We start from the raw sequence: 24,960 nt of genomic DNA, 5'->3' as shown, positions 1-24,960 counted from the left end.
GGTCGGTCGGCGAGGGCCGCTGAAGGAAAAGAGTCCGCGCGGGGCCGGGGGGTTGCCCGGTACCGGCGAGCGCCGGAAGTCGGATGCCGGCAGTCGGTTGCCGGTTGCCCGGTGCCGGCTGTCGGGCGGGTCGGGGAGCCGGTGTGAGTGCCGGGGACGTCGCGGGTGGCCGTCGGGCGTCCCGGCCGCGGCCGTCAGACGGAGCCGAGGTCCGAGGTCACCCACCGCTGCGGGCGCAGCCGGAGGACGATCTGCTCGCCGTGCTCCTTCCAGGCCATGTCCACATAGCCGTCGACCTTGTCGGCCGGGAGGTAGCGGGCGGAGATCTCGTGCAGCTGCTCGCGCGTGGCGGGCTCCGTCGCGACGACCGGGCCCTCCACCGACACGTACCGGATGGTCGGCTCCAGGCGGTCGACCATGAGCGTGAACCGCCCGGCGGCGGCGATCAGCCGGGCCTTGCGCGACTCCTTGCCCGTCATGATCCAGATCTCGCCGCCGGGCTCGTACTGGTACCAGATCGGGACGGTGAGCGGGGCCCGTCCCTCCTCCCCCGCGTCCACGGACAGCGCGGCGATGTGCGCTTCCGCCAGGAATTCCTCGCGTTCCTCACGCGTGAGGGCCATCTGCGTCTCCTTCGTCGGTACTGCCGGTACGTCGTGACCGTGCGGTCGGCGCCCCGGACGGCAGGCCGCGGAGCACGACGCGACATCCCTACCCCGCCGAAAGCCCGTTTGATTCCCCCGTCGGCCGGTCTTCGCGAGGACGGCGGCCCGGGCGGGCCGTCAGCGCCCGGGCGGGGTGAGGCCGTAGCGCCGCACGACGTCGTCGAACCAGTCGGGGTGGCCGTAGGTCAGTCCGTACTTCTCGGCGAGTTCCTCGAAGGCCCCGCTGTCGGTCGCGCTCGCGGCCACGAGGTCGGCCAGCTCCTGGAAGTAGTGCGCGAAGCCGCCGGGCGTGATGATCTCGATGATGCGGCCGGGGGTGTCCCCGGCGTTCCACATGGCGTGCATCTCGCCGCGGGGCTTGATGATGTAGCCGCCCGGGCCGAGCACGGTCTCGGCGTCGTCGGAGCGGAAGCCGATCTCGCCCTCGACGACGATGGAGTACTCGTCCTCCCTGCTGTGCATGTGCGCCGGGGTGATCACGCCGACGCCGAACGGGTGCTCCACGATGGACACCGGACCGCCGGAGATGTCGCTGCTCAGCTTGAAGTCGGCCCCGAACCCGGAGAGGTGGGCGCTGTGGCCCTCCCCCGGCTGTACGACTGTGAGGCGCGGGACGCTGGTGCTCATGGGGTGTTCCTCCGTGACCGGGTGCGGGTGTGCGCCCTGAGCGCCAAGTCGCTCTCTCGTGGCGGGACTTCGGTGCGCTCTGCGGGGCCGTCGTGGTGGGTTGTACGACGTGGCCACCCTGCCCCATCGGTTTCGTTACAGTCAACGCCTTTAAATGAACTGCCAGGTGCGTGACCGTGGCCAGGACAGGGCCCCGCCACGGCCTCGGCGGGCCGTCACCCCGCTACCCCTGGGCGGCCGAGCGCCCTGAGCCATGGCCGAGGTCGGTAAACCTTCCCGTGACAAAGGGAAATTCGGCCAATGATACGGCCGAGGGGGCATTGTCATGTCGACGGGACTTCCGCCACTCTGGACGCCGCGTCGCCGATCTCTCCCTGAATGCTGATGGGTCGTGGCGCCCCATGCGTCACAACAGTCACAGCGATTGCGCCGCCCCTTCTTCCTCTCCCTGAGCGTGCGCCGGCTTCTCGTGGGGCACCTCTCCGGAATCGACCGAGAACCATCGGGGTAAGCAAAACCATTGCCGGTATAGGTGAGTTGCCGCTCCTTCACTCCGGGAGCAGGCGGAAATCACGGCACGTTGCGGAAATTCGCGCATCAGCAGCGGGGCGGATCGGATCCATCGGGGCCGGTCCGGCATGCGACGAACAGGAGCAGACGCAGGTGATCCCTCTTTTTTCGGTGCACCGCGGGTCCTGGTTCACGGAACGGCACGCGGACGGCGAGGCCCCGCGCGTGCGGACGCTTGAGCTGCGCCTGCGCGGCGAGCCGGACGCGGAGGCCCTGGCGTCGGCGGTTCAGGACGTCACGGCCGCCGGGGGCGGCGGCGACGCCGGGGTGGTCCGTCTCGCCGCGGACGAGTACGTGGTGCGCCTTGCTGTGCCACGGCACGGCACGGGGCGGCTCGCACGGCTCGTACGGGATCTGGAGGCCGCGTACGCCGCGCACCGGCGGGGTGGCGGCCCGTCGGGGCGGCCCCCCGCGGTCGATGGTCGCCTCTCCGCCGGTTCCACGGTGGAATTCGGCCTTGATCACGGCCTGTTGCGCGCGGTCGATGCGGCGGCCCACGCGTGTGGGGTGACGGCTCCCGCGTTCCTGCGGGCGGCGTTCGCCGTGCTGCTGCGGCGGCGCGGCGGGGGCGAGGGCCTGGCGTTGGGCCTGCCGGTCGCGGGGTGCCCCGGCGCCGCCGAGCCCGGGGAGGGGGCGCCGGACCTCGTGTGGCTCGTGGCCGACGCCCCGGCGGTGGCGGAGGACCTGTGGCGGGACGACCCCCCGTTCGCCACGCTGACGCGCCGGCTGCGGGACCGGGAGGCGGACGCGGACGGCGGTGACGGCCTTCCGTTCGCGCTGTACCGCCCGCTCGACGGGCCTCGCGACAGCGGGACCGTCGGTGTGCTCCAGTACGGCGCCGCCCTGGGCGGCCAGGGGGCGGCGATTTCGCTCGCGCAAGAGTTCGTGCGCGTCGTCCGCCAGGTCGTGGCCGAGCCGCGGCGGCGGGTCGGGGCGGTAGGCGTGTCCCTGGTGCCCCTCGATGCGCGCGACCTCGACGCGTGGGAGCGGTGGTATCCGGGCCTCGCGGAGGTCTGGCCGCTCACCCCGTTGCAGTCGGGGCTGCTCTTCCACGCGCAGTTGGGCGACTCCTCGCGGGACGCCTATCGGATGCAGTTCGTCATTCAGTTGCGCGGGCGGGTGGAAAGCGAGCGGATGCGGGCCGCCGGGCAGGCCCTGCTCGACCGGCACGCGAATCTGCGCGTGGCTTTCACGGCCGGTTCCGACGGGGAACCCGTACAAGTCGTGGTGGACGGAGTGCGGCTGCCCTGGCGAGCCGTCGACTTACGGGAAAACAGCACGGATTCGCCTGCTGACAGGGCCCTTGCCGAGTTCTTGGACGAGTTATCGGCCGACGAATCGCGTACGCCTTTCGACGTGAGTGTTCCTCCCTTGCTGCGGATGGCGTTGGCACGCACCGGAGAAGAGCGGTACGCACTGGTCGTGACGGCTCATCATGTCCTTTTCGACGGGCTTTCGCTGCCGCGTCTGGTCAGGGACCTCCAGCGGTTGTACGGGGCGGGCGGGGGCGCCCCTCCGGGGCCGCGAAGGCCGGAATTCCGGGATTTCCTGGTGTGGTGGTCCGGGCAGGACCGGGCCGCCGCCGCGCGGGCGTGGGCCGAGGAGCTGGCGGGGGTGACGGAGCCGACGCTGCTGGCTCCGGTCGTGGGGGCGGCCGATGCGGGGGTGGGGTCGGGCGCGGTGGCGGGTGAGCCGGGAGTGGGCGGGACCGGGGTCGCCGGGATCGGGGCCGCCGGGGCCGGGGCGGCGTGGACCGGGGCGGCCAGGCCCGCAGCGGACGAGCCCACTGCCGAGGGAGCCGCGAGCACCCTGGGCATCGAAAGCATCCCGGCCACCGCAGGCCCCGAGGGAGCCGCAGACATAGCAGGCCCTGGGACCATCGCATACACCGAAAACCCCACGGTCACCGCAGACACCGCAGCTCACAAGGCCACCACAGACATAGCAGACCCCGAAACCATCGCAGACACCGCAAGCCCCGCGGTCACCACAGACTCCGCGGCCACCGCAGACGTAGCAAGCCCCGCGGCTACCGCGACCACCGCAGACACCTCAAGCCCTGCGGGCACTACAGACACCGCAAGCTCCGCAATCCCCGCAGCCACCGAAGACATGGTAGGCCCGGCGGCCACCGCAGACATAGCAAGCCTCGCTGCTACCGCGACCACCGCAGACACTTCTAGCCCCGCGGCCACCGAAGACACGGCAAGTCCCGAAGCCACCGCAGCCACCGCAGGCCCCGCGTCCACCGCAGACGTATCCAGCCCCGAGACCACCACAGCCATAGCAAGCCCCGCGCCCACCACAGACACCGCAGAAGCCGAAATCCCCCTACCCCCCGCAACCGTCCGGGCCCTCGCCCGGCAGGCGGAGGGCCTCGGCGTCACCCTGGACACCGTGGTGCGGGGCGCCTGGGCGCTGCTCCTGAACGGGCTGACCGGGCGGTGGGACGTGGTCTTCGGGGCCACCGTCCCCGGGCGGCCGCGGGAGGTGCCCGGCGCGGATGCGATGGCCGGGCTCTTCGTCAACACGCTTCCCGTGCGCGTGCGCCTCGCGCCCACGGACACCGTGGCGGACGTGCTGCGCGGCATGCGGCAGCGGCAGGAGGCGCTGCCCCACCACATCTGCGGCCTCGCCGACATCCACCGGGCCACCGGCACGGGCCTGTTGTTCGACACCCTGGTCACGTCCGAGTCGTACACCGTGGAGCACGGCGACGAGGACGGCGCCGGATTCGCGGTCACCGGAGTCCGCGCGTGCGCCGCCACCCACTATCCGCTGACGGTGACCGTCACCACCGATCCGTGCCTGCGTCTGGCCCTTCAGTACCGGCGTCCCCTCGTCGACCGCCGCGCCGCCCGGGCCGTCGCCGACCGCCTCGGGCGCGTCCTCCGGCAGATCGCCGCCGACCCCGGCACCACGGTCGCCCGTCTCGACCTGCTCGCGCCCGCCGAGCGCGCGGACCTGCTGACCGGGCACGACGACACCGCCGCCCCGGTCGCGGCGGACACCGTCCCCGGGCTCTTCGCGCGGCACGCCGCCGCGACACCCGACGCGGTGACCATCGAGTGCGGCGACGAGACGCTGACGTACGCGGAAGTCGCGGCGCGCGCCGCCCGGCTGGCGCGCGAGCTGCTCCGGCGTGGCGTGACGAGGGAGACCGTGGTGGCGGTCTCGCTGCCGCGCTCGCCCGACCTGGTGGTGACGCTGCTCGCCGTGATGACGGCGGGCGGGGCCTATCTGCCGGTGGACGCCGCGTATCCCCCCGAGCGGATCGCCTATCTGCTGGCGGACTCCGGCGCACGGCTCGTCGTGACGGACGACGCGACGGCGGCACGGCTGCCCGAACTGGCCGTGCCCGTGCTGCGGTTGGACGATCCGCGGGCCGTCACGTCGTCGGCGCCGCTCGACGACCGGCCGGTCACCGACGCCGAGCGCGGCGGCCCCCTGTCCGTCACCGGCACCGCGTACGTCATCTACACGTCGGGCTCGACCGGGCGGCCGAAGGGCGTGGCCGTCACCCACTCCGGCGTGGCCGCGCTCGTCGCCACGCAGCGGAAACGGCTCGGCCTCTCGGCCGCCGCGCGGGTGCTCCAGTTCGCGTCGCCGAGCTTCGACGTCTCCGTGTACGAGGTGTGCATGGCGCTGCTCACGGACGCCACGCTGATCATCGCCTCGCAGGACGAACTGGCCCCCGGCGCCCCGCTGACCGGCACGATCGCCGCGCGGCGCGTCACGCACGTCTTCCTGCCGCCCGCGGTGCTCGGCGCGCTGCCGACGGGCTCGCTGCCCACCGTCACCTCCCTCGCGGTCGGCGGCGACGCGGCCACCCCCGACCTCGTGACGGCGTGGGCCGACGGCCGCGACCTGGTGGACGCCTACGGGCCGACCGAGACCACGGCCATCGTGACCTTCAGCGACCCGCTCGTCCCCGACGGCCGCACGCCGCCCATCGGCCGCCCCGTTGCCCGCACCCTCCTGTACGTCCTCGACGGCGCGCTGCGCCCCGTGCCCCCGGGGGTGGCGGGCGAGCTGTACGTGGCGGGCGCGTCCCTGGCGCGCGGCTACCTGGACCGCCCGGGGCAGACGTCGGACCGCTTCGTCGCCTGCCCGTACGGGCCGCCCGGCCGCCGCATGTACCGCACCGGGGACGTCGTGACCCGGCGCCCCGACGGCCAGCTCGTCTTCCTCGGACGGGCCGACGACCAGGTGCAGATCCGGGGCTTCCGCGTCGAACCAGGCGAGGTCCAGGCCGCGTTGAGCGAGCACCCGGGTGTCGCGCGGGCGGTCGTCGTGGCCGACGAACGGGACGGCGACCGGCGTCTCGTGGCCTATGTGGTGCCGGCGGCGGGCACGCCCGGACCCGGCACCACGGAACTGCGGGCCTTCGCGGCCGAGCGGCTGCCCGCGTACATGGTGCCCTCGGTGGTCGTGCCCCTGGCCGCGGTGCCGCTGAGCCCGAACGGGAAGCTGGACCGGCGCGCGCTGCCCGCGCCCGGCCACGGCGGTACGGCGACGCTGGGGCGGGCGCCGCGCACCCCCCGGGAGCGGGCCCTGTGCGCGCTCTTCTCCGAGGTGCTCGGCGCCGGGAACGTGGGGATCGACGACAGCTTCTTCGACCTCGGCGGGCACTCCCTGCTCGCCACGCGCCTCGCCAACCGTGCGCGTGCCGTCCTGGGCGTGGACGTCCCGATCCGGGCGGTGTTCGAGGCCGCCACCGTGGCGCGCCTTGCGGAGCGGCTGGGTGCGGCGGCCCGGTCGTCCCGCCCCGCGCTGCGCAGGGCCGACGTACGGCCCGAGCGGGTCCCGCTGTCGTTCGCCCAGCACCGCCTGTGGTTCCTGCACCGCTACGAGGGCCCTTCGGCGACGTACAACCTGTCGTACGTCCTGCCGCTGAGCGGGGAGTTGGACGTGCCGGCGCTCGCGGCGGCGGTGCGGGACGTGGCGGTGCGGCACGAGAGCCTGCGCACGCTGTTCGTCGCCGACGACCGGGGCGACGCGGCACAGGTGGTCGTGCCCGGGCCCGATGTCGTCCTCGACGTGCCCCTGCGGGACGTCGCGCCGGAGGCGGTGGACGCCGCCGTGGCGGAGGAAGTCGCGTACCGGTTCGACCTGTCGGCGGAGCTGCCGGTCCGGGCGTGCGTGCTGCGCCGCGCCCCCGACGAACACGTCCTGGTCCTGCTCCTGCATCACATCGCCGCCGACGGCGAGTCCATGCGGCCCCTCTCCCGCGACCTGGCCACCGCCTACACGGCCCGGCGCCAGGGCGAATCCCCGCGGTGGCCCGCACTGCCGGTGCAGTACGCGGACTACACCCTCTGGCAACGCGAACTGCTCGGCGACGAGGACGACCCCGACAGCCTCCTTCGCACCCAACTCGCCTACTGGCGCGACGCGTTGGAAGGCGTTCCGCAGCCACTGCGGCTGCCCACCGACCGGCCACGACCGCCGGTGGCGAGCCACGCCGGCGACACCGTCGCGTTCGCGCTCGACCGTGACGTCATGGCGGCCGTGGAAGAGGTGGCGCGGGCGCAGGACGCCACCGTGCCGATGGTGCTGCAATCCGCCCTCGTGGTGCTGCTGCGCCTGATGGGCGGCGGCGACGACGTGACGCTCGGGGTGCCGATCGCGGGGCGCACGGACGAGGGCCTCGCGGACCTCGTGGGGTTCTTCGTCAACACCTGGGTGCTGCGCGCCGACCTGTCGGGCGACCCGACCTTCGCGGACGTGGTCCAGCAGGTACGGGACAAGGCCGTCACCGCGTACGACCACCAGGACGTGCCCTTCGAGCGCCTCGTCGAAGCCCTCAACCCCGAGCGCTCCACCGCCCACCACCCCCTTTTCCAGGTGATGTTCGGCTGGCGCACCACGGATCACGAGGTCTTCGACGTGCCGGGGCTGCGATCGGCCTTCCGGCTGGTTCCGACGCGGACCGCGAAGTTCGACCTCGTGTGCGCGCTCGCCGACACGCCGGGGCACGGAGTCGTGGGCGCCCTGGAGTACGCCACCGACCTGTTCGACCGGAGCACCGCCGAGGCGCTGGCGGTCCGCTTCACGCACCTCGTGGGGCGGTTGGCCGCCGAACCGCGGGCCCGGCTCGGGGCGGTGGACCTGCTGGCGGCCCCGGAGCGGGAGCGGCTGCTGCGCACCTTCAACGCCACGGACGTGACCACGCCCGACCTGACGATCCCCGCGCTCTTCGCGCGGCGGGTCGCCGCCGCGCCGGACGCCCTCGCGGTCGTGTGCGGCGAGGACTCCCTGACGTACCGCGAGCTGAACGCGCGGGCCGACCGGCTCGCCCGCGAGCTGGTGCGGCGCGGGGCCGGCCCCGACGCGCTGGTGGCCGTCGCGCTGCCGCACTCGGCGCGGCTCGTCGTCGCGCTCCTGGGCGTCGTGAAGGCCGGCGCGGGCTATGTGCCCGTCGACCCCCGGTATCCGAGCGCCCGCCTCGGCCTGGTCCTCGCGGACGCCGACCCGTGCCTGGTCCTGACCGACGCGGCGACCCGCGGCGTTCTGCCCGCCACCGTCGAGGAGTTGCTGCTCCTGGACGAGGTGGAACTCCGGGCCGGCCCCGGGCCCGCGCCCGCGCCCTTGTCGCCGGGGCACCTCGCCTACGTGATGCACACCTCCGGCTCCACGGGCACCCCCAAGGGCGTCGGCGTCACCCACCGCGGCGTGGTGCGGCTCGCCCTCGACCGCGCGTACGCGGGCACCGGCCACGAGCGCGTCCTGATGCACTCCACGCAGGCCTTCGACGCCGCCACGTACGAGCTGTGGGTGCCGCTCCTGAACGGCGGCACGATCGTGGTGGCCCCCGCCGCGCCCCTGGACCCGGCGGCCCTCGCGGCGATGATCGCCGAGCACCGGGTGACCGGGATCCTGGTGACGGCGGGCCTCTTCCGGGTGGTGGCCGACGAGCTGCCCGAGGCGTTCGCGGGCGTCCGCGAGGTGTGGGCGGGCGGCGACGTGGTGTCCCCGGCCGCGGTCGGGCGCGTCCTGGCCGCCTGCCCGGGCGTCACCGTCGTCGACGCGTACGGCCCGACGGAGGCCACCATGGCCGCGTCGGCGCACAAGATGCGCGAGGCGGCCGACGTCGGCACCGTCGTACCGATCGGGCGACCGCTCGACAACACCCGCCTGTACGTCCTGGACGCGGCGCTCCGGCCGGTCCCTGCGGGCGTGCCGGGCGAGCTGTACATCGCGGGCGACCGCCTCGCGCGCGGCTACCTGGGCCGCCCCGCCCTGACGGCGGAGCGCTTCGTGGCCTGCCCGTTCGACGGGCCCGGTGACCGCATGTACCGCACCGGGGACCTCGTGGCGTGGACGCCCGAGGGCCGCCTCGTCTTCCACGGCCGTACGGACGCGCAGGTGAAGGTGCGCGGCTTCCGGATCGAGCCCGGCGAGGTCGAGGCCGTGCTGAGCGCGCACCCCGGCGTGGCGCAGGCCGTCGTGGTCGCCCGGGCGGGCGGGGGCGGGCTCACGGCGTACGTCGTCCGGCTCGGCGACGGCGGCATCGCGGGCGTGGGCGACATCGACTTCCACGTCGGCGTGAGCGCGGCGGAGCTGCGCCGGTTCGTGGCGGACCGGCTGCCGGAGTTCATGGTGCCCGCGGCGTACGTGCTCCTCGACCGGTTGCCGCTGACTCCGCACGGCAAGCTGGACCGGGCGGCGCTGCCGGAGCCCGAGCTGACCACCGGCGCGTACCGGGCGCCCCGGTCGCGGCGTGAGCGGGTCCTCGCGGACGTGTACGCCGACGTGCTCGGCCGGGGCCGGGTCGGTGTCGACGACGACTTCTTCGCCGTGGGCGGGGACAGCATCCGCTCGATCCAGGTGGTCTCCCGCGCCCGGGCGCTGGGTGTGGAGGTCACCCCGCGCCAGGTCTTCCAGCACCGGACGGTGGCCGCTCTCGCCCGGCTCGCGCCCGCCGCCCCCGAGGGCGGGGCGGGGCGCCGCGCCGTCGCGGAACTCACCGAACTCGACGGCGGCGGAACGGGGTTCCTGCCGCTGCCGCCCATCGCGCGGTACGTCCGCGAGCGCGGCGGCGACACCGACCGGTTCGCCATGTCGGTCCTGGTCGACCTGCCCGACGGCATCGGCCGGGCCGGGCTGCTCGCCACCCTGGACGCGGTCGTCGACCACCACGACGTGCTGCGCTCACGCCTGGTGACCTGCGCCGAAGCGGGCGAGGGGCTGCTGGTCGCCGCGCCGGGCGCGGTGGACACCGGTGCGCTGCTGCGCCACGTGGACCTCTCCGGGCGCGAGACCCCGGCGGACGGTGCGTGGTGGCGGCGCGCGGTCGCCGCGGAGCGGAGCGCGGCGGCGGGCCTCCTCGATCCGGCGGGCGGGGTGATGGCGCGGTTCGTGTGGTTCGACGCGGGCCCGGCGGCGGGCGCGGGGCAGCTCCTCGTCGTGCTGCACCACCTGGTGGTGGACGGCGTGTCGTGGCGCGTCCTGCTCCCCGACCTCGCGGCGGCCTGGGCGGACGTGCGCGCGGGGCGGACACCCGTACTGCCCGCGGTGGGCACGTCGTTCCGGCGGTGGGCGCACGCCCTCGTCACGGAGGCGGGCAGCGACAGCAGGGCGGCCGAGCTGCCCCGGTGGCTGGCCGTCGTGGACGGCCCCGACCCCGTGCTGGGCACCCGGCGGTTCGATCCCGCCCTGGACGTACGGTCCACCGTGGACACGGTGCGGCTCCGGCTGCCCGCCTCGGTGACCGACGCGCTCCTCACCACGCTGCCCGCGGCCTTCCGCTGCGGGGTCAACGACGGGCTTCTCGCGGGCCTCGCCCTCGCCGTCGCCCGGCTGCGGCGGGAGCAAGGCGTCGACGAGCGTTCGCTGCTGCTGGCCCTGGAGGGCCACGGCCGTGAGGAAGCGGCGGTCCCCGGCGCCGATCTGTCGCGTACGGTCGGCTGGTTCACCAGCATGTTCCCCGTACGCCTCGACGTGTCCGGATGCGACATCGAGGAGGCCTTCGCGGGCGGGGCCGCGGCCGGCGGCGCGGTCAAGGACGTCAAGGAGCAACTCCTCGCCGTGCCCGACGGCGGCATCGGCTACGGACTCCTGCGCACCCTGAACCCGCGCGCCGCCGCCGTGCTCGGCCCGCGCTCCACCGGGCAGATCGGCTTCAACTACCTGGGCCGGTTCTCCCCCGCCGACATGCCGGAGCGGCTGCGCGGCCTCGGCTTCACGCAGGTCGCAGGGATCGGCGAGCCGACCGCCGAGACGGCAGCCGACATGCCCGCGCTCGCCGCGGTGCAGATCAACTCGATGGTCGTCGACACCGCGCACGGGCCGTGCCTCGACGCGGAGTTCGAGTTCGCCACGGGCGCGGTGACCCATGCGCGGGTGCGGCGGCTCGCGGAGCTGTGGTCCGCCGCCCTCGACGGGCTCGCCCGCCACGCCGGAACGCCAGGCGCGGGTGGGCTCACGCCGTCGGACGTGCCGCTCGTGCCGGTGCGCCGGCGCGACATCGAGGTGTGGGAGCGCCGGTATCCGGGGCTCGCCGAGGTGTGGCCGCTCACTCCGCTCCAGTCGGGTCTGCTGTTCCACACGCTGTACGCCGACGGTGAGCCGGACGCCTATCACGTGCAGTTCGTCCTCCATCTGCGCGGGCACGTGGAGGCCTCCCGGATGCGGGCGGCCGGGCAGGCGCTCCTCGACCGGCACGCGAACCTGCGGGCGGCCTTCGTCGCGGGGGCCGACGGTGACTCCGTACAGATCGTGGTGGACGGGGTGGAGCTGCCGTGGCGCGAGCTGGACCCGGCAGGGGGTGGCGGGGGCGCGGATTTCGAGGCGCTGCTGGCCGAGGACGTGCGGGAGCCCTTCGACGTGACGGAGCCCCCGCTGCTGCGGATGGCGCTGGCACGCCTGGCCCCTGAGCGGTTCGAGCTGGTCCTGACGGCCCATCATCTTCTTTTCGACGGCTGGTCGTTGCCTCTCCTCACGCAGGATCTGCTGCGGCTGTACGGATCGGGCGGCGACGGCTCCGCGCTGCCGCGTGCGCCGCGCTATCGGGACTTCCTGGTGTGGCTCGCCGGGCAGGACCGCGCGGCGGCGGCCGAGGCGTGGGCCGGGGAGCTGGCGGGGGTGACGGAGCCGACGCTGCTGGCGCCGGTGGCGGCGGCCGCGCCCGGCCCGGCGGAGGCCGCTCCCGGCGCGGCGGAGGCCGCTCCCGGCGCGGCGGAGGCCGTCCCGCGCGCGGCGGCGGCCGAGGGCTTCGGTCAGGTCGAGGTGCCCGTCCCCGTGGGCCTGGCGCGGGACCTCGCCGCCCGTGCGGCCGAGTTGGGCGTCACCCTCAACACCGTCGTACAGGGCGCCTGGGCGCTGCTCGTCGGCGGCCTGACGGGCAGCGCCGACGTGGTATTCGGCGCGACGGTGTCCGGGCGGCCCGCCGCCGTGCCCGGCGTCGACGCGATGGCCGGGATGTTCATCAACACGCTGCCGGTGCGGGTGCGGTGCGCGCCCGGCGACCGCGTCGCCGAGGTCCTCACCCGCCTCCAGGACCGGCAGGCGGCACTTCTCGACCACCATCACTGCGGCCTCACCGAGATCCACCGGGCCACGGGGACGAGCGTGCTGTTCGACACCCTCGTCGCCTTCGAGTCGTACCCCGTGGACCGGGTCGGCTTCGGCGAGGCGAACGCGGCCGCGGGGATCGAGGTCACCGGGATCCGCCCGCTGTCCGGCTCGCACTACCCGCTGACCGTGATGGCCGCCGCCGACCCCTGGCTGCGGCTGACGCTCCAGCACCAGCGGAACGTGGTCGACCGGGCCGCGACCCAGACCCTCGCGGACCGCCTCCAGCACGTGCTCACCCAACTGGCCGCCAAGCCCGACCTGTTGGTGGGTGGCCTTGAGGTGCTGACGGCGAGCGAGCGGGAGCGGCTGCTGCACACGTGCGACGACACCGCCGTCGGGGCGCCGGAGCGGACCGTCGTCGACCTCTTCGAGGAACAGGCCCGGCGGCGGCCGGACGTGTACGCGGTGGTCCACGGCCAGGCGTCCCACACCTATGCCGAGGTCGGCGCGCGCGCCGACCGGCTCGCGCGCGCCCTCGTCGGCCGTGGCGTGACCCCGGAGACCGTCGTGGCACTCGCGCTGCCGCGCGGCACGGACCTGGTCGTGGGCGTCCTGGGCATCCTCAAGGCGGGCGGCGCGTATCTGCCGCTCGACCCCGGGCACCCCGGCACCCGCATCGGCCACATCCTCGCCGATGTGGGCCCTGAGCTGATCCTCACCGACGCCGCCACGGCCGGGAAGCTGCCCTGCACGGGCATCCGGGCCGTGCTCCTCGACGACCTGCCGGACATGGACGGCGGCGAACCGGTGGGCGAGGGCCAGGAGTTGCCACCGGGCCCGCGCCCCGAGCACCTGGCGTACGTCATCGCCACCTCGGGTTCGACGGGGCGGCCCAAGGGCGTGGCCCTCACGCACGCCAACCTCCTCAACCCGTTCGCCACGCTCGCCGGGCAGGTCGGTATCCCCGGCCGGCGGATGCTGACCGGCACCTCCATCGGCTTCGACATGGCCGCCTTCGAAATCTTCTGCACCCTCACCACCGGCGGCTGCGTCGAGATCGTCCGTGACGTGCTGGCCCTCGCCGAGCGCGACGGCTGGGACGTCGACGTCATCAGCTCCGTGCCGTCGGCCTTCGCGGAACTCGTCGACCGGATCGGCGCCCGCGTCCGCCCCGAGACCCTTGCGCTCGGCGGTGAGGCACTGCCGCCCGCCCTGGTCGAACGCGTCCGCGCGCGCTGGCCCGGGGTCCGGATCGTCAACGGCTACGGCCCCAGCGAGGCGTTCTACGCCACCTCTCACGTCCTGGAACCCGGCCGCGACTACCCCCACGCCGTGCCGATCGGCCGCCCGCTGGACAACGTGCGCGCCTACGTCCTGGGGCCCGGCCTGACCCCGGTCGCCCGCGGCGCCACCGGCGAGCTGTACCTGGCGGGCGCGGGCCTCGGCCGCGGCTACCACCGCCGCGCCGCCCGCACCGCCGAGCGGTTCGTCGCCGACCCCTACGGGCCCCCGGGCACCCGCATGTACCGCACGGGCGACCTGGCCCGCTGGAACGCCCGGGACGAGCTGGAGTACGCGGGCCGCGCCGACGACCAGGTCAAGATCCGCGGCTACCGCGTGGAACCGGGCGAGATCGAGGCCGCCCTCGCCGCCCACCCCGGGGTGGGCCGGGCCGCCGTGGTCGCCCAGGGCACCTCCGCCGCGCGCCGGCTGGTCGCGTACGTCGTCCCCGGCGACGGCGAGGCGCCGCCGCCCGCCGAGCTGCGCGCGTTCCTCACCGGGCTGCTGCCGGACTACATGATCCCCGCGGCCTTCGTCGCCCTCGACCGGCTGCCCCTGTCCCCGCACGGCAAGCTGGACCGCACGGCGCTGCCCCGCCCCGAGTACACCCGCACCACGGCCTACCGCGCGCCGCGCACCCCTCGGGAGCGGGTGCTGTGCGAGCTGTTCGCCGAAGTGCTCGGGGCGGAGAACGCCGGGGCCGGCCCCGTGGGGATCGACGACAGCTTCTTCGACCTCGGCGGGCACTCCCTGCTCGCCACGCGCCTGGCCAACCGGATGCGCTCGGCCCTGGGCGCGGACGTCCCGATCCGGGCCGTGTTCGAGGCCGCGACCGTGGCGCGCCTTGCGGAGCGCGTGGGTGCGGCGGCCCGGTCGTCCCGCCCCGCGCTGCGCAGGGCCGACGTACGGCCCGACCGGATCCCGCTGTCGTTCGCGCAGCACCGCCTGAGGTTCCTCGACGAGCTGGAGCCGCTGCCGACGTACCATCTGCCGCTCGTGGTCCGGCTCCGCGGGCAGCTGGACGTGCCCGCGCTCGCGGCGGCGGTGCGGGACGTGATGGCGCGGCACGAGAGCCTGCGCACGCTGTTCGTCACCGACGACCGGGGCGACGCGGCACAGGTGGTCGTGCCGGAGAGCGACGTCGTCCTGAACATGCCCGTACGGGATGTCGCACCGGAGGCGGTGGCCTCGGCGGTGTCCGAGGAAGTGGGCCGCGCGTTCGACCTGTCGGCGGAGCTGCCGGTCCGGGCGTGCGTGCTGCGCCGCGCCCCCGACGAACACGTCCTGGTGCTCCTCCTGCACCACATCGCCGCCGACGGCGAGTCCATGCGGCCCCTCTCCCGCGACCTGGCCACCGCCTACGCCGCCCGACGGCGGAGCGAGGCACCGCGATGGGCCGCACTCCAGGTGCAGTACGCGGACTACACCCTCTGGCAACGCGAACTGCTCGGCGACGAGGACGACCCCGACAGCCTCCTTCGCACCCAACTCGCCTACTGGCGCGACGCGTTGGAAGGCGTTCCGCAGCCACTGCGGCTGCCCACCGACCGGCCACGACCGCCGGTGGCGAGCCACGCCGGCGACACCGTCGCGTTCCGGCTCGCCCCTGAGGTGCGGTCGGCGCTTGAGGACGTGGCCCGTGCGCACGGCGCGACCGTGCCGATGGTGCTCCAGTCCGGACTCGTGGTGCTGCTGCACCTGCTGGGCGGGGGCGACGACCTGGCCGTGGGCTCCTCCATCGCCGGACGCACGGACGAGGGCCTCGCGGACCTCGTGGGGTTCTTCGTCAACACCTGGGTGCTGCGGGCCGACCTGTCGGGCGACCCGACCTTCGCGGACGTGGTCCAGCAGGTACGGGACAAGGCCGTCACCGCGTACGACCACCAGGACGTGCCCTTCGAGCGCCTCGTCGAAGCCCTCAACCCCGAGCGCTCCACCGCCCACCACCCCCTGTTCCAGGTGATGTTCTCCTGGCAGCGGGGCATGGGCGACCTCGAACTCACCGAGCTGAAGGCCACTCCCGAGCCTGTCGTGACGGGGACCGCGAAGTTCGACCTGCTCTTCCAGGTCGACGAGCCGTCGCGGGACGACCGGCACGCGGAGCACGGCCTCTCCGGGCTCGTCGAGTACGCCACCGACCTGTTCGACCGGAGCACCGCCGAGGAGCTGGCCGAGCGGTTCACCCGCCTCGTCGGCCACCTGGTGGCGGACCCCCGGGCGCGTCTCGGCGCCCTGGACGCGCTGACGCCCGCCGAGCGGGACGTGCTGCGCGACCTCAACGACACCGCCGCGCCCACCCCGCCGGTGACGGTCCCCGCGCTCTTCGCGCGGCGGGTCGCCGCCACGCCGGACGCCCTCGCGGTCGTGTGCGGCGAGGACTCCCTGACGTACCGCCAACTGAACGCGCGGGCCAACCGGTTCGCCCGCGTCCTGGTGCGCCACGGCGTGGGCCCGGAGTCGGCCGTGGCCGTCGCCGTGCCGAGGTCCCCGGAGTACGTGGTGGCGGTGCTCGCCGTCCTCAAGGCCGGAGGCGCGTACGTACCGCTGGCGCACGACCACCCGCCGGAGCGCCTGGAGTCGCTGCTGCGGGACGCGCGCCCGGCGCTCCTCGTGACCGCGTCCGACGTGGCAGCGGGGCTGCCCGACGGGCCGTGGCCGCGCCTCCTCGTCGACGCGCCCGGCACCGTCGCGGCCCTCGCGGGCGAACCGGACGACGACCTGCCGGAGGGCGGGCTTCCGGACCGCCTCGCCTACGTCATCTTCACCTCCGGGTCCACGGGCGTGCCCAAGGGCTCCGGAGTCAGCCACCGCGCCGTGGTGGACCTGGCGTCGGACCGGGTCTGGCAGGGCGGCGCCCAGGAGAGGGTGCTGCTGCACAACACCCCGACGTTCGACATGGCCGTCTACGAGCTGTGGGTGCCGCTCCTCGGCGGCGGCACCGTCGTGCTCGCCCCTCCCGGCAGGCTCGGCGTCGACACGTACGCGGCGGTGCTCACCGAGCGGCGGGTGACCGCGCTCCTCATCACACCGGGCCTCCTGCCTCTGCTCCACGACGCCCACCCGGACGCCCTCGCCGGACTGCGCGAGGTGTGGACCGGCGGCGAGACGGTGCCCCCGGACACGGTGGCGAGGCTGCTGCGCGACCGGCCGGACGCCGTCGTCAACGGCTACGGGCCCACGGAGGCCACGGTGTTCGCCACCCGCCGCCGGATCACCGCCGCCGACCGGATCGGCACGACGGTCCCCATCGGGCGGCCGATGGACAACACGCGCGCGTACGTACTCGACGCCCTGCTGCGCCCCGTACCGCGAGGCGTGGAGGGCGAGTTGTACCTCGCCGGGCCGGGCCTGGCGCGCGGCTATGTGCGGCGCCCCGGGCTCACCGCGGAGCGGTTCGTGGCCTGCCCGTACGGCGGGCCCGGCGAACGCATGTACCGGACCGGGGACGTGGTGGTGTGGACGGCGGACGGCGAGTTGCTGTTCCGCGGACGCGTCGACGACCAGGTGCAGATCCGCGGCTACCGGGTCGAGCCCGGCGAGGTGGAGGCGGCCCTCATGGCGCACCCGGGGGTGGGCGGGGCCGTCGTGGTCGCCCGGGAGAGTCCGGGGGGCGGCGGGAAACGGCTGGTCGCCCATGTGGTCCCGGCGGCGGAACACCGTTCTGCTCCGGCCGAGGGGTACCGCGGTTCCGCTCCGGATGCCGGGGCCGTCGCGGGGGACGCCGACATCGCCGAGGAGCCCTTGGCCTCCGACGAACTGCGCGCCCACCTGGCCCGGCGCCTGCCGCCGTACATGGTGCCCGCCTCGTTCGTCACGCTCGACGCCTTCCCGCTCACCCCGCACGGCAAGGTGGACCGCCGTGCCCTGCCCGCTCCCCCGGACCCCGGGGCCCTCCCGGGCGCCGCCCCGGTGCGGCCGCGCACGGACACCGAGCGGGCGGTCGCCGCGATCTGGGCGCAGCTGCTCGACCGCGACGAGGTCGGCGTGCACGAGAAGTTCTTCGAGGCCGGCGGGACCTCCCTCTCCCTCCTCGCGCTGAGCCGCCGCCTGGCCGCACTCGGCCCGCCGGCGGTGCCGCTGAGCGCGCTGTTCGAGCACACCACGGTCGAGGCGATGGCCCGCCTGGTCGACGGCCGCCCTCTCGGCGAACCCTCCGACGAAACGAGGTACGAGCTATGAGGTACGACCTATGACGCACCCGAGCCCGTCCGGCCGGGAGGCCGTGGCCGTCGTCGGCGTGGCCCTCGCCCTGCCCGACGCCGACGACCTGGACGCCCTGCACCGGAACCTGCTCGACGGCAGGACCAGCGTCCGGCCGCCGGGCCGCGACCGGGTCCACTACGCGGGAGCGCCCGCGGACGCCGGCTACGTCCCCCTGGCCTACCTGGACCGGATCGACCTCTTCGACCACCGGTTCTTCGATCTGTCGCTGCGCGAGGCCGAGTTGATGGACCCGCACCAGCGCATGGCCGCCCAGCTCGCCCACCGGGCGCTGGAGAACGCCTGCTACGCGCCCCGGGACCTGAGGGGCTCGCGTACCGCGGTCGTCCTCAGCACGCCCGAGCCGCACTACGCCGGCCTGTACCCGGACGACGACCCGCAGCAGCTCCTCGGCTCGCACCCGTCGGCCACGGCCGCGCGGATCTCCTACCTCTTCGACTTCGCCGGGCCCGCGCTCGTCGTGGACACCGCGTGCAGCAGCAGCCTGACCGCGCTCGCGGTCGCCGTGCGGCACCTGCGCGAAGGCCAGGCGGACCTGGCGCTCGCGGGCGGGCTCAGCCTGTACCCGGTGCTGATTCGCGAGCGCGACTTCCTGCCCATGCTCGGCATCGTGTCCGCCGACGGGGTGTGCCGTCCCTTCGACGCCGCCGCGGACGGCTCCACCGCGGGTGAGGGCGGCGGGCTCGTCGTGCTCAAGCGCCTCTCGGACGCGCTCGCCGACGGCGACCACATCCACGCCGTGGTGCGCGGCGTCGCCGTCAACCAGAACGGCTTCCGCGCCACGAGCATGAGCGCCCCCAGCGCCCGGGGCCAGTGCGACGCGATCGTCGAGGCCTGGCGGGAGGCGGGCGGGGCTCCGCCCGACTACGTGGAGTGCCACGGCTCGGGCACACGGCTCGGCGACGTGATCGAGGCCGAGGGGCTGCGGCAGGCCTTCGCCGAAGCCGGGGCCCTGGGAGCCGCAGTCACGGGCGAGAGCGGGGCCGGGGCCTTCGCGGCGGCCGGGAGCGACGGGAGCGATGCCCCCTGTGGCATCAGCAGCATCAAGGGCAACATCGGTCACATCAACCACGCCGCGGGGATCGCGGGCCTCCTCAAGGTCCTCGCCGGGCTCCGGCACGGCACGCGCTACCCGAACGCGAACTTCAGCGCGCCCAACCCGCTGATCGACTTCAGCGGCCCGGTGCGCGTCGACGCGCGGGCCACGGCCTGGGCGCCCACACCGGGCAGGACCCGCCGGGCAGGCGTCAGCTCCTTCGGTCTGACCGGGACCAATGTGCACGCCGTCATCGAGGAGCCGCCGCCCGTGCCCCCGGCGCCCGCCGCGCCGGAGCCGGGGAGCGAGCTGGTGACCCTCTCCGCGAAGTCGCCCCGGGCGCTCGCCGTCTACGCGCGGCGCGTCGCCGACTTCCTCGACTCCACCGGACACCGCCTTCCCGACATCGCCCACGCGCTGAACCGGGGCCGCGACGACCACCCGTACCGCTGGGCGGGCACCGCGCGCGACCGCGCCGAACTGGCCGCCGCGCTGCGTTCGGCGCCCCACGCCGAACGGGAACCCGCCGCGGCGGCCCCCGTCGTGCTGCTCTTCTCCGGCGACGCCGACCTCGGTGACGAGACCTGGACGGCCCTGCGCGCCGCCTTCCCCGCCCTCGCCGACGCCGACGCCGACGCGGGTGAAGGCCCGCCCGGGGCCCGCCTCTTCGCCCGGCTGCTCGCGGGCCACCGTCTGGCGCGCGCCCTCGGCCTCGCCGGGGCGCGCCTGATCGGCTCCGGCGTCGGCAACCTCGCCGTACGGTCCGCCCAGAGCCCGGCGGCCGACGAGGCCCGGGACAAGGCCGCGGACACGCCGATCACCGGGCAGGTCGACGAGTCCGGGCTCCGGCGCGCCGCCCGCGGCCTCGTCGACGAGGGCGCCGTGGCGGTCGAGCTGGCCGCGGACGGCACCCTGGCACGGGAGCTGGCCCGGGTCGCCCCGGAGCTGCCCGTCGTACGCCTCTACGCCGACCCCACGCGGGACGGCGTGCTCGCCGCGCTCGGCAGGCTCTACGCGCTCGGCGCGGACCTCGACTGGGGCGCGTACTACGCCGGGACGGGGGCCCGGCGCGTCGAGGTGCCGACCTACCCGTTCGACGCCGACGCGGTGTCCTGCTGGTGCCTGCCGCCGGGCGGCCCGCCGCCGGCCCCCGAGCCCGCCCCGGTACCGGTACCGGCACCGGCAGGACGGGCCGGAACGGGCGACACCGAGGCCGAGTTGGCCGCGCTCTGGGCGCGTGTCCTCAAGGCCGACGGGGTCGGCCCCGACTCCAACTACTTCGAGCTGGGCGGCACGTCCATCGCGGGCATCACCGTGCTGCGGGCGGCCGAGGAGCACTTCGGCGCCCGCCTGACCTTCGCCGACCTGCACCGCAACCCCACCTTGCGGGCCCTCGCCGCGCGCATCGACGCCGTGCGCGCGGCGGGCCCCGGGCGGGACGACTGGACGATCACCCCGCTGCCGCGCCCCGGCCGCCTGCCGCTCTCCTACAACCAGGAACAGCTCTGGTACCTGGACCGGCTCAACCCGGGCAGCCCGCTGTACAACATCCCCGCCAACACCCGCTACGCCGGTGACTTCGACCTCGAGGCGTTCCGCGGCGCCCTGCGCGACGTGGTGGACCGGCACGAGGTGCTGCGCACCCGCATCCTGGACGAGGACGGCAGGCCGTACGCGCTCGCCGACCTGCCCGAGCCGCGGGTGGAGTGCGTCGACCTCGCGGCGCTGCCGGAGGAGCGGCGCACCGCCGAGCTGGCCCGCGCGATCACCGCGGAGGCGACGGCGCCCTTCGACCTCGGGCGCGGCCCGCTGCTGCGCACCGTGGTCGTCAAGCTCGCCGAGCGGGACCACGTGGTCCTGCACACCGTGCACCACATCGCCTTCGACGGCTGGGCCCCCGCCGTGTTCTTCCGCGAGCTGTCGGCCTGCTACACCGCCCGTGTCGCCGGACGCCGGGCCGACCTGCCCGAACTGCCGGTCCAGTACGCGGACTTCGCGGCCTGGCAGCGGCGCTGGCTCGACGCCGAGCGCGTGGAGCGCGGCCTGACCTACTGGCGCCGCCAACTGCGCGACCTGGACGCCCCCGAGCTGCCGCTCGACCGGCCGCGCCCGGCCGCGCAGTCGTACCGCGGCGACTACGTGAAGTTCACGCTCGACGAGGACCTCGCCCGGCGGCTGGGCGCGTTCAGCGCGGGCGAGAGCACCACGAGCTTCGTCACCATGCTCGCCGTGGTCGATGCCCTGCTGCACGTGTGGGCGGGCCGGCGGGACGTGGTCGTGGGCGCCGCGACCACCGGCCGGTTCAACCCCGCGACGCACGACCTGATCGGCTACTTCAACAACCTGCTGCCGTTCCGTACGAAGGTCGAGCCCGGGATCACCTTCCGCGAGCTTGTCGGCCGGTGCGCGGCCACCGCCGCCGGGGTCCTGGACCACGAGGAGATCCCGTTCGCGAGGATCGTCGCCGACGCCGACCACCGCGATCCGTCACGGCACCCGGTCTTCACGGTCTGCTACACCCACCAGAACACCACCGCCGCCACCATCGACCTGGAAGGCCTGCGCCCCGTGGCCCTGCGGGGCGACCTCTCCGGGGTCTCCGGAGTCGCCCCGGGCACCTCCAAGTTCGACCTCACCTTCGGCCTGCACGACCAGGACGACAGCCCCATGGACGGGTACCTGGAGTACGCGGTCGACCTGTTCGACACCGCCACCGCGCACCGCCTGGTCGACCTCTTCCAGGGCATCGCCGAGGCCGTGACGCGAGCACCGGACCGGCCGCTCGCGGAACTCTCCCGGCTTCTCGACCCCACCGGCGGACACGACGACGCCGAGACGTCCGGTGCTCCCTCGCAGGACACCGCGTCCCCCTCGGCCGACGCCTGGCCTTCCCTGCTCGTCGGTGAGCGCCGCGCGCTGTCGGACACGCGCCTGGTCAGCGAGGTCTTCGAGGAGCACGCCGCGCGGCGCCCGGACGAGGCCGCGGTGATCGACGCCGCGGGGGAGCACACCTTCCAGGAGATCGACCGGCGCGCGAACCGCCTTGCCCGGCGGCTCGTCGCGCACGGCGTCGGCCCGGACGGCGTCGTCCCGGTGCTCGCCGCGCGCGGAGCGGACCTGGTGGTCGCCTGGCTCGGCGTCCACAAGGCGGGCGCGGCCATCGCTTCCCTCGACCCGGCCGTACCCGAGCCGCGCCTGCGGTCCGTGCTCGCCGGGGTCGGCGCCGCCGCCGTGGTCCTGGGCGAGGGCCTGGCCGCCCCGGGCGCGGACGGCGTCCCGGTCGTCAGGATCGCCGACACCGTGACGGACCCGGACGAGGGCGGCGCGCCACCGCGGCGGGCGGGCCCGCGCAATCTGGCCTACGTGGTCCACACGTCGGGCTCCACCGGGCTCCCGCAGGGCTGCGAGGTCGAGCACGGGGGCCTGCTCAACGCCCTGGCCTGGTACGGCGACGCGGCCGGGATCGAGCCCGGCGACCGCCTCGCGCAACTGGCCGCCACCGGCTTCGACCTGGCCATGTTCGAGGTCATGGCGGCCCTGTACCACGGCGTCGCCCTGTACGTCGTCGCGGATCCGCTCCAGACCCCCGACCGGCTCCTCGGGGAGCTGGCCGAGCACCGCGTCACGGTGGCCGCCATGCCGACGCCGCTCGCCGAGACGGTCCTCGCGGAGCTGCCCGACCGGCCGGACCCCGCGCTGCGCCTGGTGCTCGCGGGCGGTGACCTGCTGCGGGTGCGCCCGCCACGGCACGCGCCCTTCGCCCTGGTCAACGTCTACGGGCCGACCGAGTGCTCCGTCTGCGTGACCGGGAGCCGGGTGGCCGACGCGGAGGCCGCCCCCGACGTCATCCCGGACATCGGCCGGCCCCTGCCCAACGTCCGCGTCCACGTCCTGGACCCCCGCCTGGCACCCGTGGCGCGGGGCGAGCGCGGCGAGGTCTACGCCGGGGGCGCGCACGTCGGCCGCGGCTACCACGGCAGGCCGGGCGCGACCGCGGCCCGCTTCGTCGCCGACCCGTTCGCGGACGGGCCCGGCGCCCGCATGTACCGCACCGGCGACCTGGCCCGGGTCCGCCCCGACGGCACCCTCGAATTCCTCGGCCGCGCCGACGACCAGCTCGAACTGCGCGGCCACCGCGTGGAACCCGCCGAGGTCGAGCGCGCGCTGCTCGCGCATCCACGGGTGCGCGAGGCGCTCGTCCACGCCGCGGAGCAGCCCTCCGGCGCCCCGCTCCTGGTGGCGCACGTAGCGGGCGACGACGTACCCGACGAGGACGAGCTGACGCGGTGGGTGGCCGGCGCGCTGCCGGAGTACATGGTGCCGGGCCGCGTCCGGCGTCATGCCGCGCTGCCCAGGACGAGCAACGGAAAACTCGACCGCCGGACGATGAGGAAGAGGGACATGGCCGAACGCGACACGACCGACGAGCTGACGACGGTGGTCACGGCGGTGACCCCGGGAGCGGTCCTCGACGACGCCGGGCGCGAGGCCGAGCGGGTCCTCGCCGCGATCTGGACCGAGCTGCTCGGCGTCGCGCGGGTGGCGCCGGACGACAACTTCTTCCGCATAGGCGGTGACTCGCTGCTGAGCGTGGGCATCGCATCCCGGGCCACCCGGGCCGGGCTCCCCCTCACCCCGCACGACGTGCTGAGCCATCCGACGCTGCGCGACCTCGCCGCGGTCGCCGCGAAGGGCGCCGCCCCCGGCGCCGCGCCCCGGCCCGCCGCCGCCCTGCCCGTGCCGCGCGAGCCGGTCCCGCCCGCGCCCCTGGTCCAGGCCCTGCTCGGCGCCGCGCCCGACGGGGCCCGGGACTTCGTCACGCCCCTCCTCCTGGAGACGGCCGAGGGCATCGGCGCGGACGCGGTACGCGCGGCCTTCGACCGGCTCGTCGAGGTGCAGGAGCCGCTGCGCTACCGGTTCCGGCACAACAGCCTGGGCTGGCGCATCGAGTGTGCCGGCAGCGAGAGCGCCCGGATCCTCGACCACCGGGTGCTTCCGCCGCTGGACGAGGAGCAGTTGCAGGCGTATCTGGAGGCCGACCTGGACGAGCTGCTCGCGGACGTCGACCCGGTGCGCGGCCCGGTCCTGCGGGCCAGGTTCTACGACCGGGGCGCCGACCTGCCGGGCGTGGTCGTCCTCGCGGTCCACCACTTCGTCTTCGACTCCACCTCGTTCGTGCCGCTCGTGGAGGACCTCAACGCCGCCTTCGCGGGCGACGCCCCCGCGGCCCCGCGCCGGGCCGCCTGGCGCGAGTGGACGCACCTGCTGCGCGCGATGGCCACGTCCGACGAGGTCGCCGGCGAACTCCCGTACTGGAAGGGCGTCCTGAGCGCGGCGGCCGGGACGCGGCCCGTGCCCGAGAACGGCACCGACGGCGCGCCCGCCGGGCTCGTGCGCCGCCGGGTGACCGCCGACAAGGTCGCGGCGCGGCTCTCCGAGAGCGGGCCCACAGGGCAGAGCGCCGCGCTCGCCGCGGTCGCCGTGGCCTGGTCGCGGTGGCGCGGCGAGCCCGACGCGTTCCTGAGCACGGTCGGCATGGGCAGTTCGCCGAACGCGCTGTGGAACGGCGACCGGAGCGATGCGATCGGCTGGTTCACGCATCTGTTCCCTGCCCATCTGCGCGTCGCGCCCGGCGCCCGGGTCGCCGAGGCCCTGCCGGGCGTCGCCTCGGCCCTGCGCTCGGTGCCCAACGACGGCATCGGCTACGGCGTCCTGCGCCACCTCAGCCCCGCGACCCCCGCGGTGGCGAGCGTGCGCGCGCTGCCCGAGCCGCCGGTCCTGGTCGAGCACGTGGCCAACGCCAACGACGGTCTGACCAAGCTGGGCGGCCCGTATGTGCGGCCCCGGCCGATGACCCTGGTGTCCGTGCCCCACTCGCTGCTCACGCAGGTGCCGATCGTGGTCGAGACCCACGTCCTGGGCGGGGCGCTCGAACTCGGTGTGATCCACCGCGGTTCGATCGCCGCCGCCGACATGGAGGAGCTCGCGGACCACCTGGTCGAGGCGTTCGCCGAACTCGCCGCCGACGAGGGCCGCTGAGTG

At 75.1% G+C, this 24,960-nt stretch carries 4 protein-coding genes; 2 read left to right on the top strand and 2 right to left on the bottom strand.

The window, feature by feature from the left end:
* Window positions 1-194 precede the first annotated feature (194 nt).
* Together AC07GB_RS05560 and AC07GB_RS05555 are read right to left on the bottom strand one after the other, a co-directional pair.
* Window positions 195-623, bottom strand: a complete 429-nt coding sequence (locus tag AC07GB_RS05560) for a pyridoxamine 5'-phosphate oxidase family protein (protein ID WP_478841935.1) — start codon at window positions 621-623, stop codon at window positions 195-197.
* Between the two features lie 159 nt (window positions 624-782).
* Entirely contained in the window at window positions 783-1,292 is a 510-nt protein-coding gene (locus AC07GB_RS05555; RefSeq protein WP_478841934.1) for a cupin domain-containing protein, read from the bottom strand.
* Window positions 1,293-1,955: 663 nt separating this feature from the next.
* Between AC07GB_RS05555 and AC07GB_RS05550 the strand changes: the two genes are divergently transcribed.
* Together AC07GB_RS05550 and AC07GB_RS05545 are read left to right on the top strand one after the other, a co-directional pair.
* Window positions 1,956-17,840 carry an amino acid adenylation domain-containing protein gene (locus AC07GB_RS05550; protein ID WP_478841933.1) on the top strand — a complete coding sequence of 5,295 codons (15,885 nt, stop codon included), beginning with the start codon at window positions 1,956-1,958 and terminating at the stop codon, window positions 17,838-17,840.
* Window positions 17,841-17,850: 10 nt separating this feature from the next.
* The gene (locus AC07GB_RS05545) at window positions 17,851-24,957 is read left to right on the top strand and encodes an amino acid adenylation domain-containing protein (RefSeq protein WP_478841932.1); all 7,107 of its coding nucleotides are present in this window, start codon (window positions 17,851-17,853) and stop codon (window positions 24,955-24,957) included.
* The last annotated feature ends 3 nt before the right edge of the window (window positions 24,958-24,960 follow it).

It is taken from the genome of Streptomyces sp. NPDC045778 (assembly GCF_056431945.1).
Note: the sequence above shows the minus strand (reverse complement) of the source record. Positions and strands in the feature narration are given on the sequence as shown.

What these genes read in the sequence shown, in the direction of transcription:
- AC07GB_RS05560 (WP_478841935.1), bottom strand. Translation starts at nt 623, where the DNA reads ATGGCCCTCACGCGTGAGGAACGCGAGGAATTCCTGGCGGAAGCGCAC.
- AC07GB_RS05555 (WP_478841934.1), bottom strand. Translation starts at nt 1,292, where the DNA reads ATGAGCACCAGCGTCCCGCGCCTCACAGTCGTACAGCCGGGGGAGGGC.
- AC07GB_RS05545 (WP_478841932.1), top strand. Translation starts at nt 17,851, where the DNA reads ATGACGCACCCGAGCCCGTCCGGCCGGGAGGCCGTGGCCGTCGTCGGC.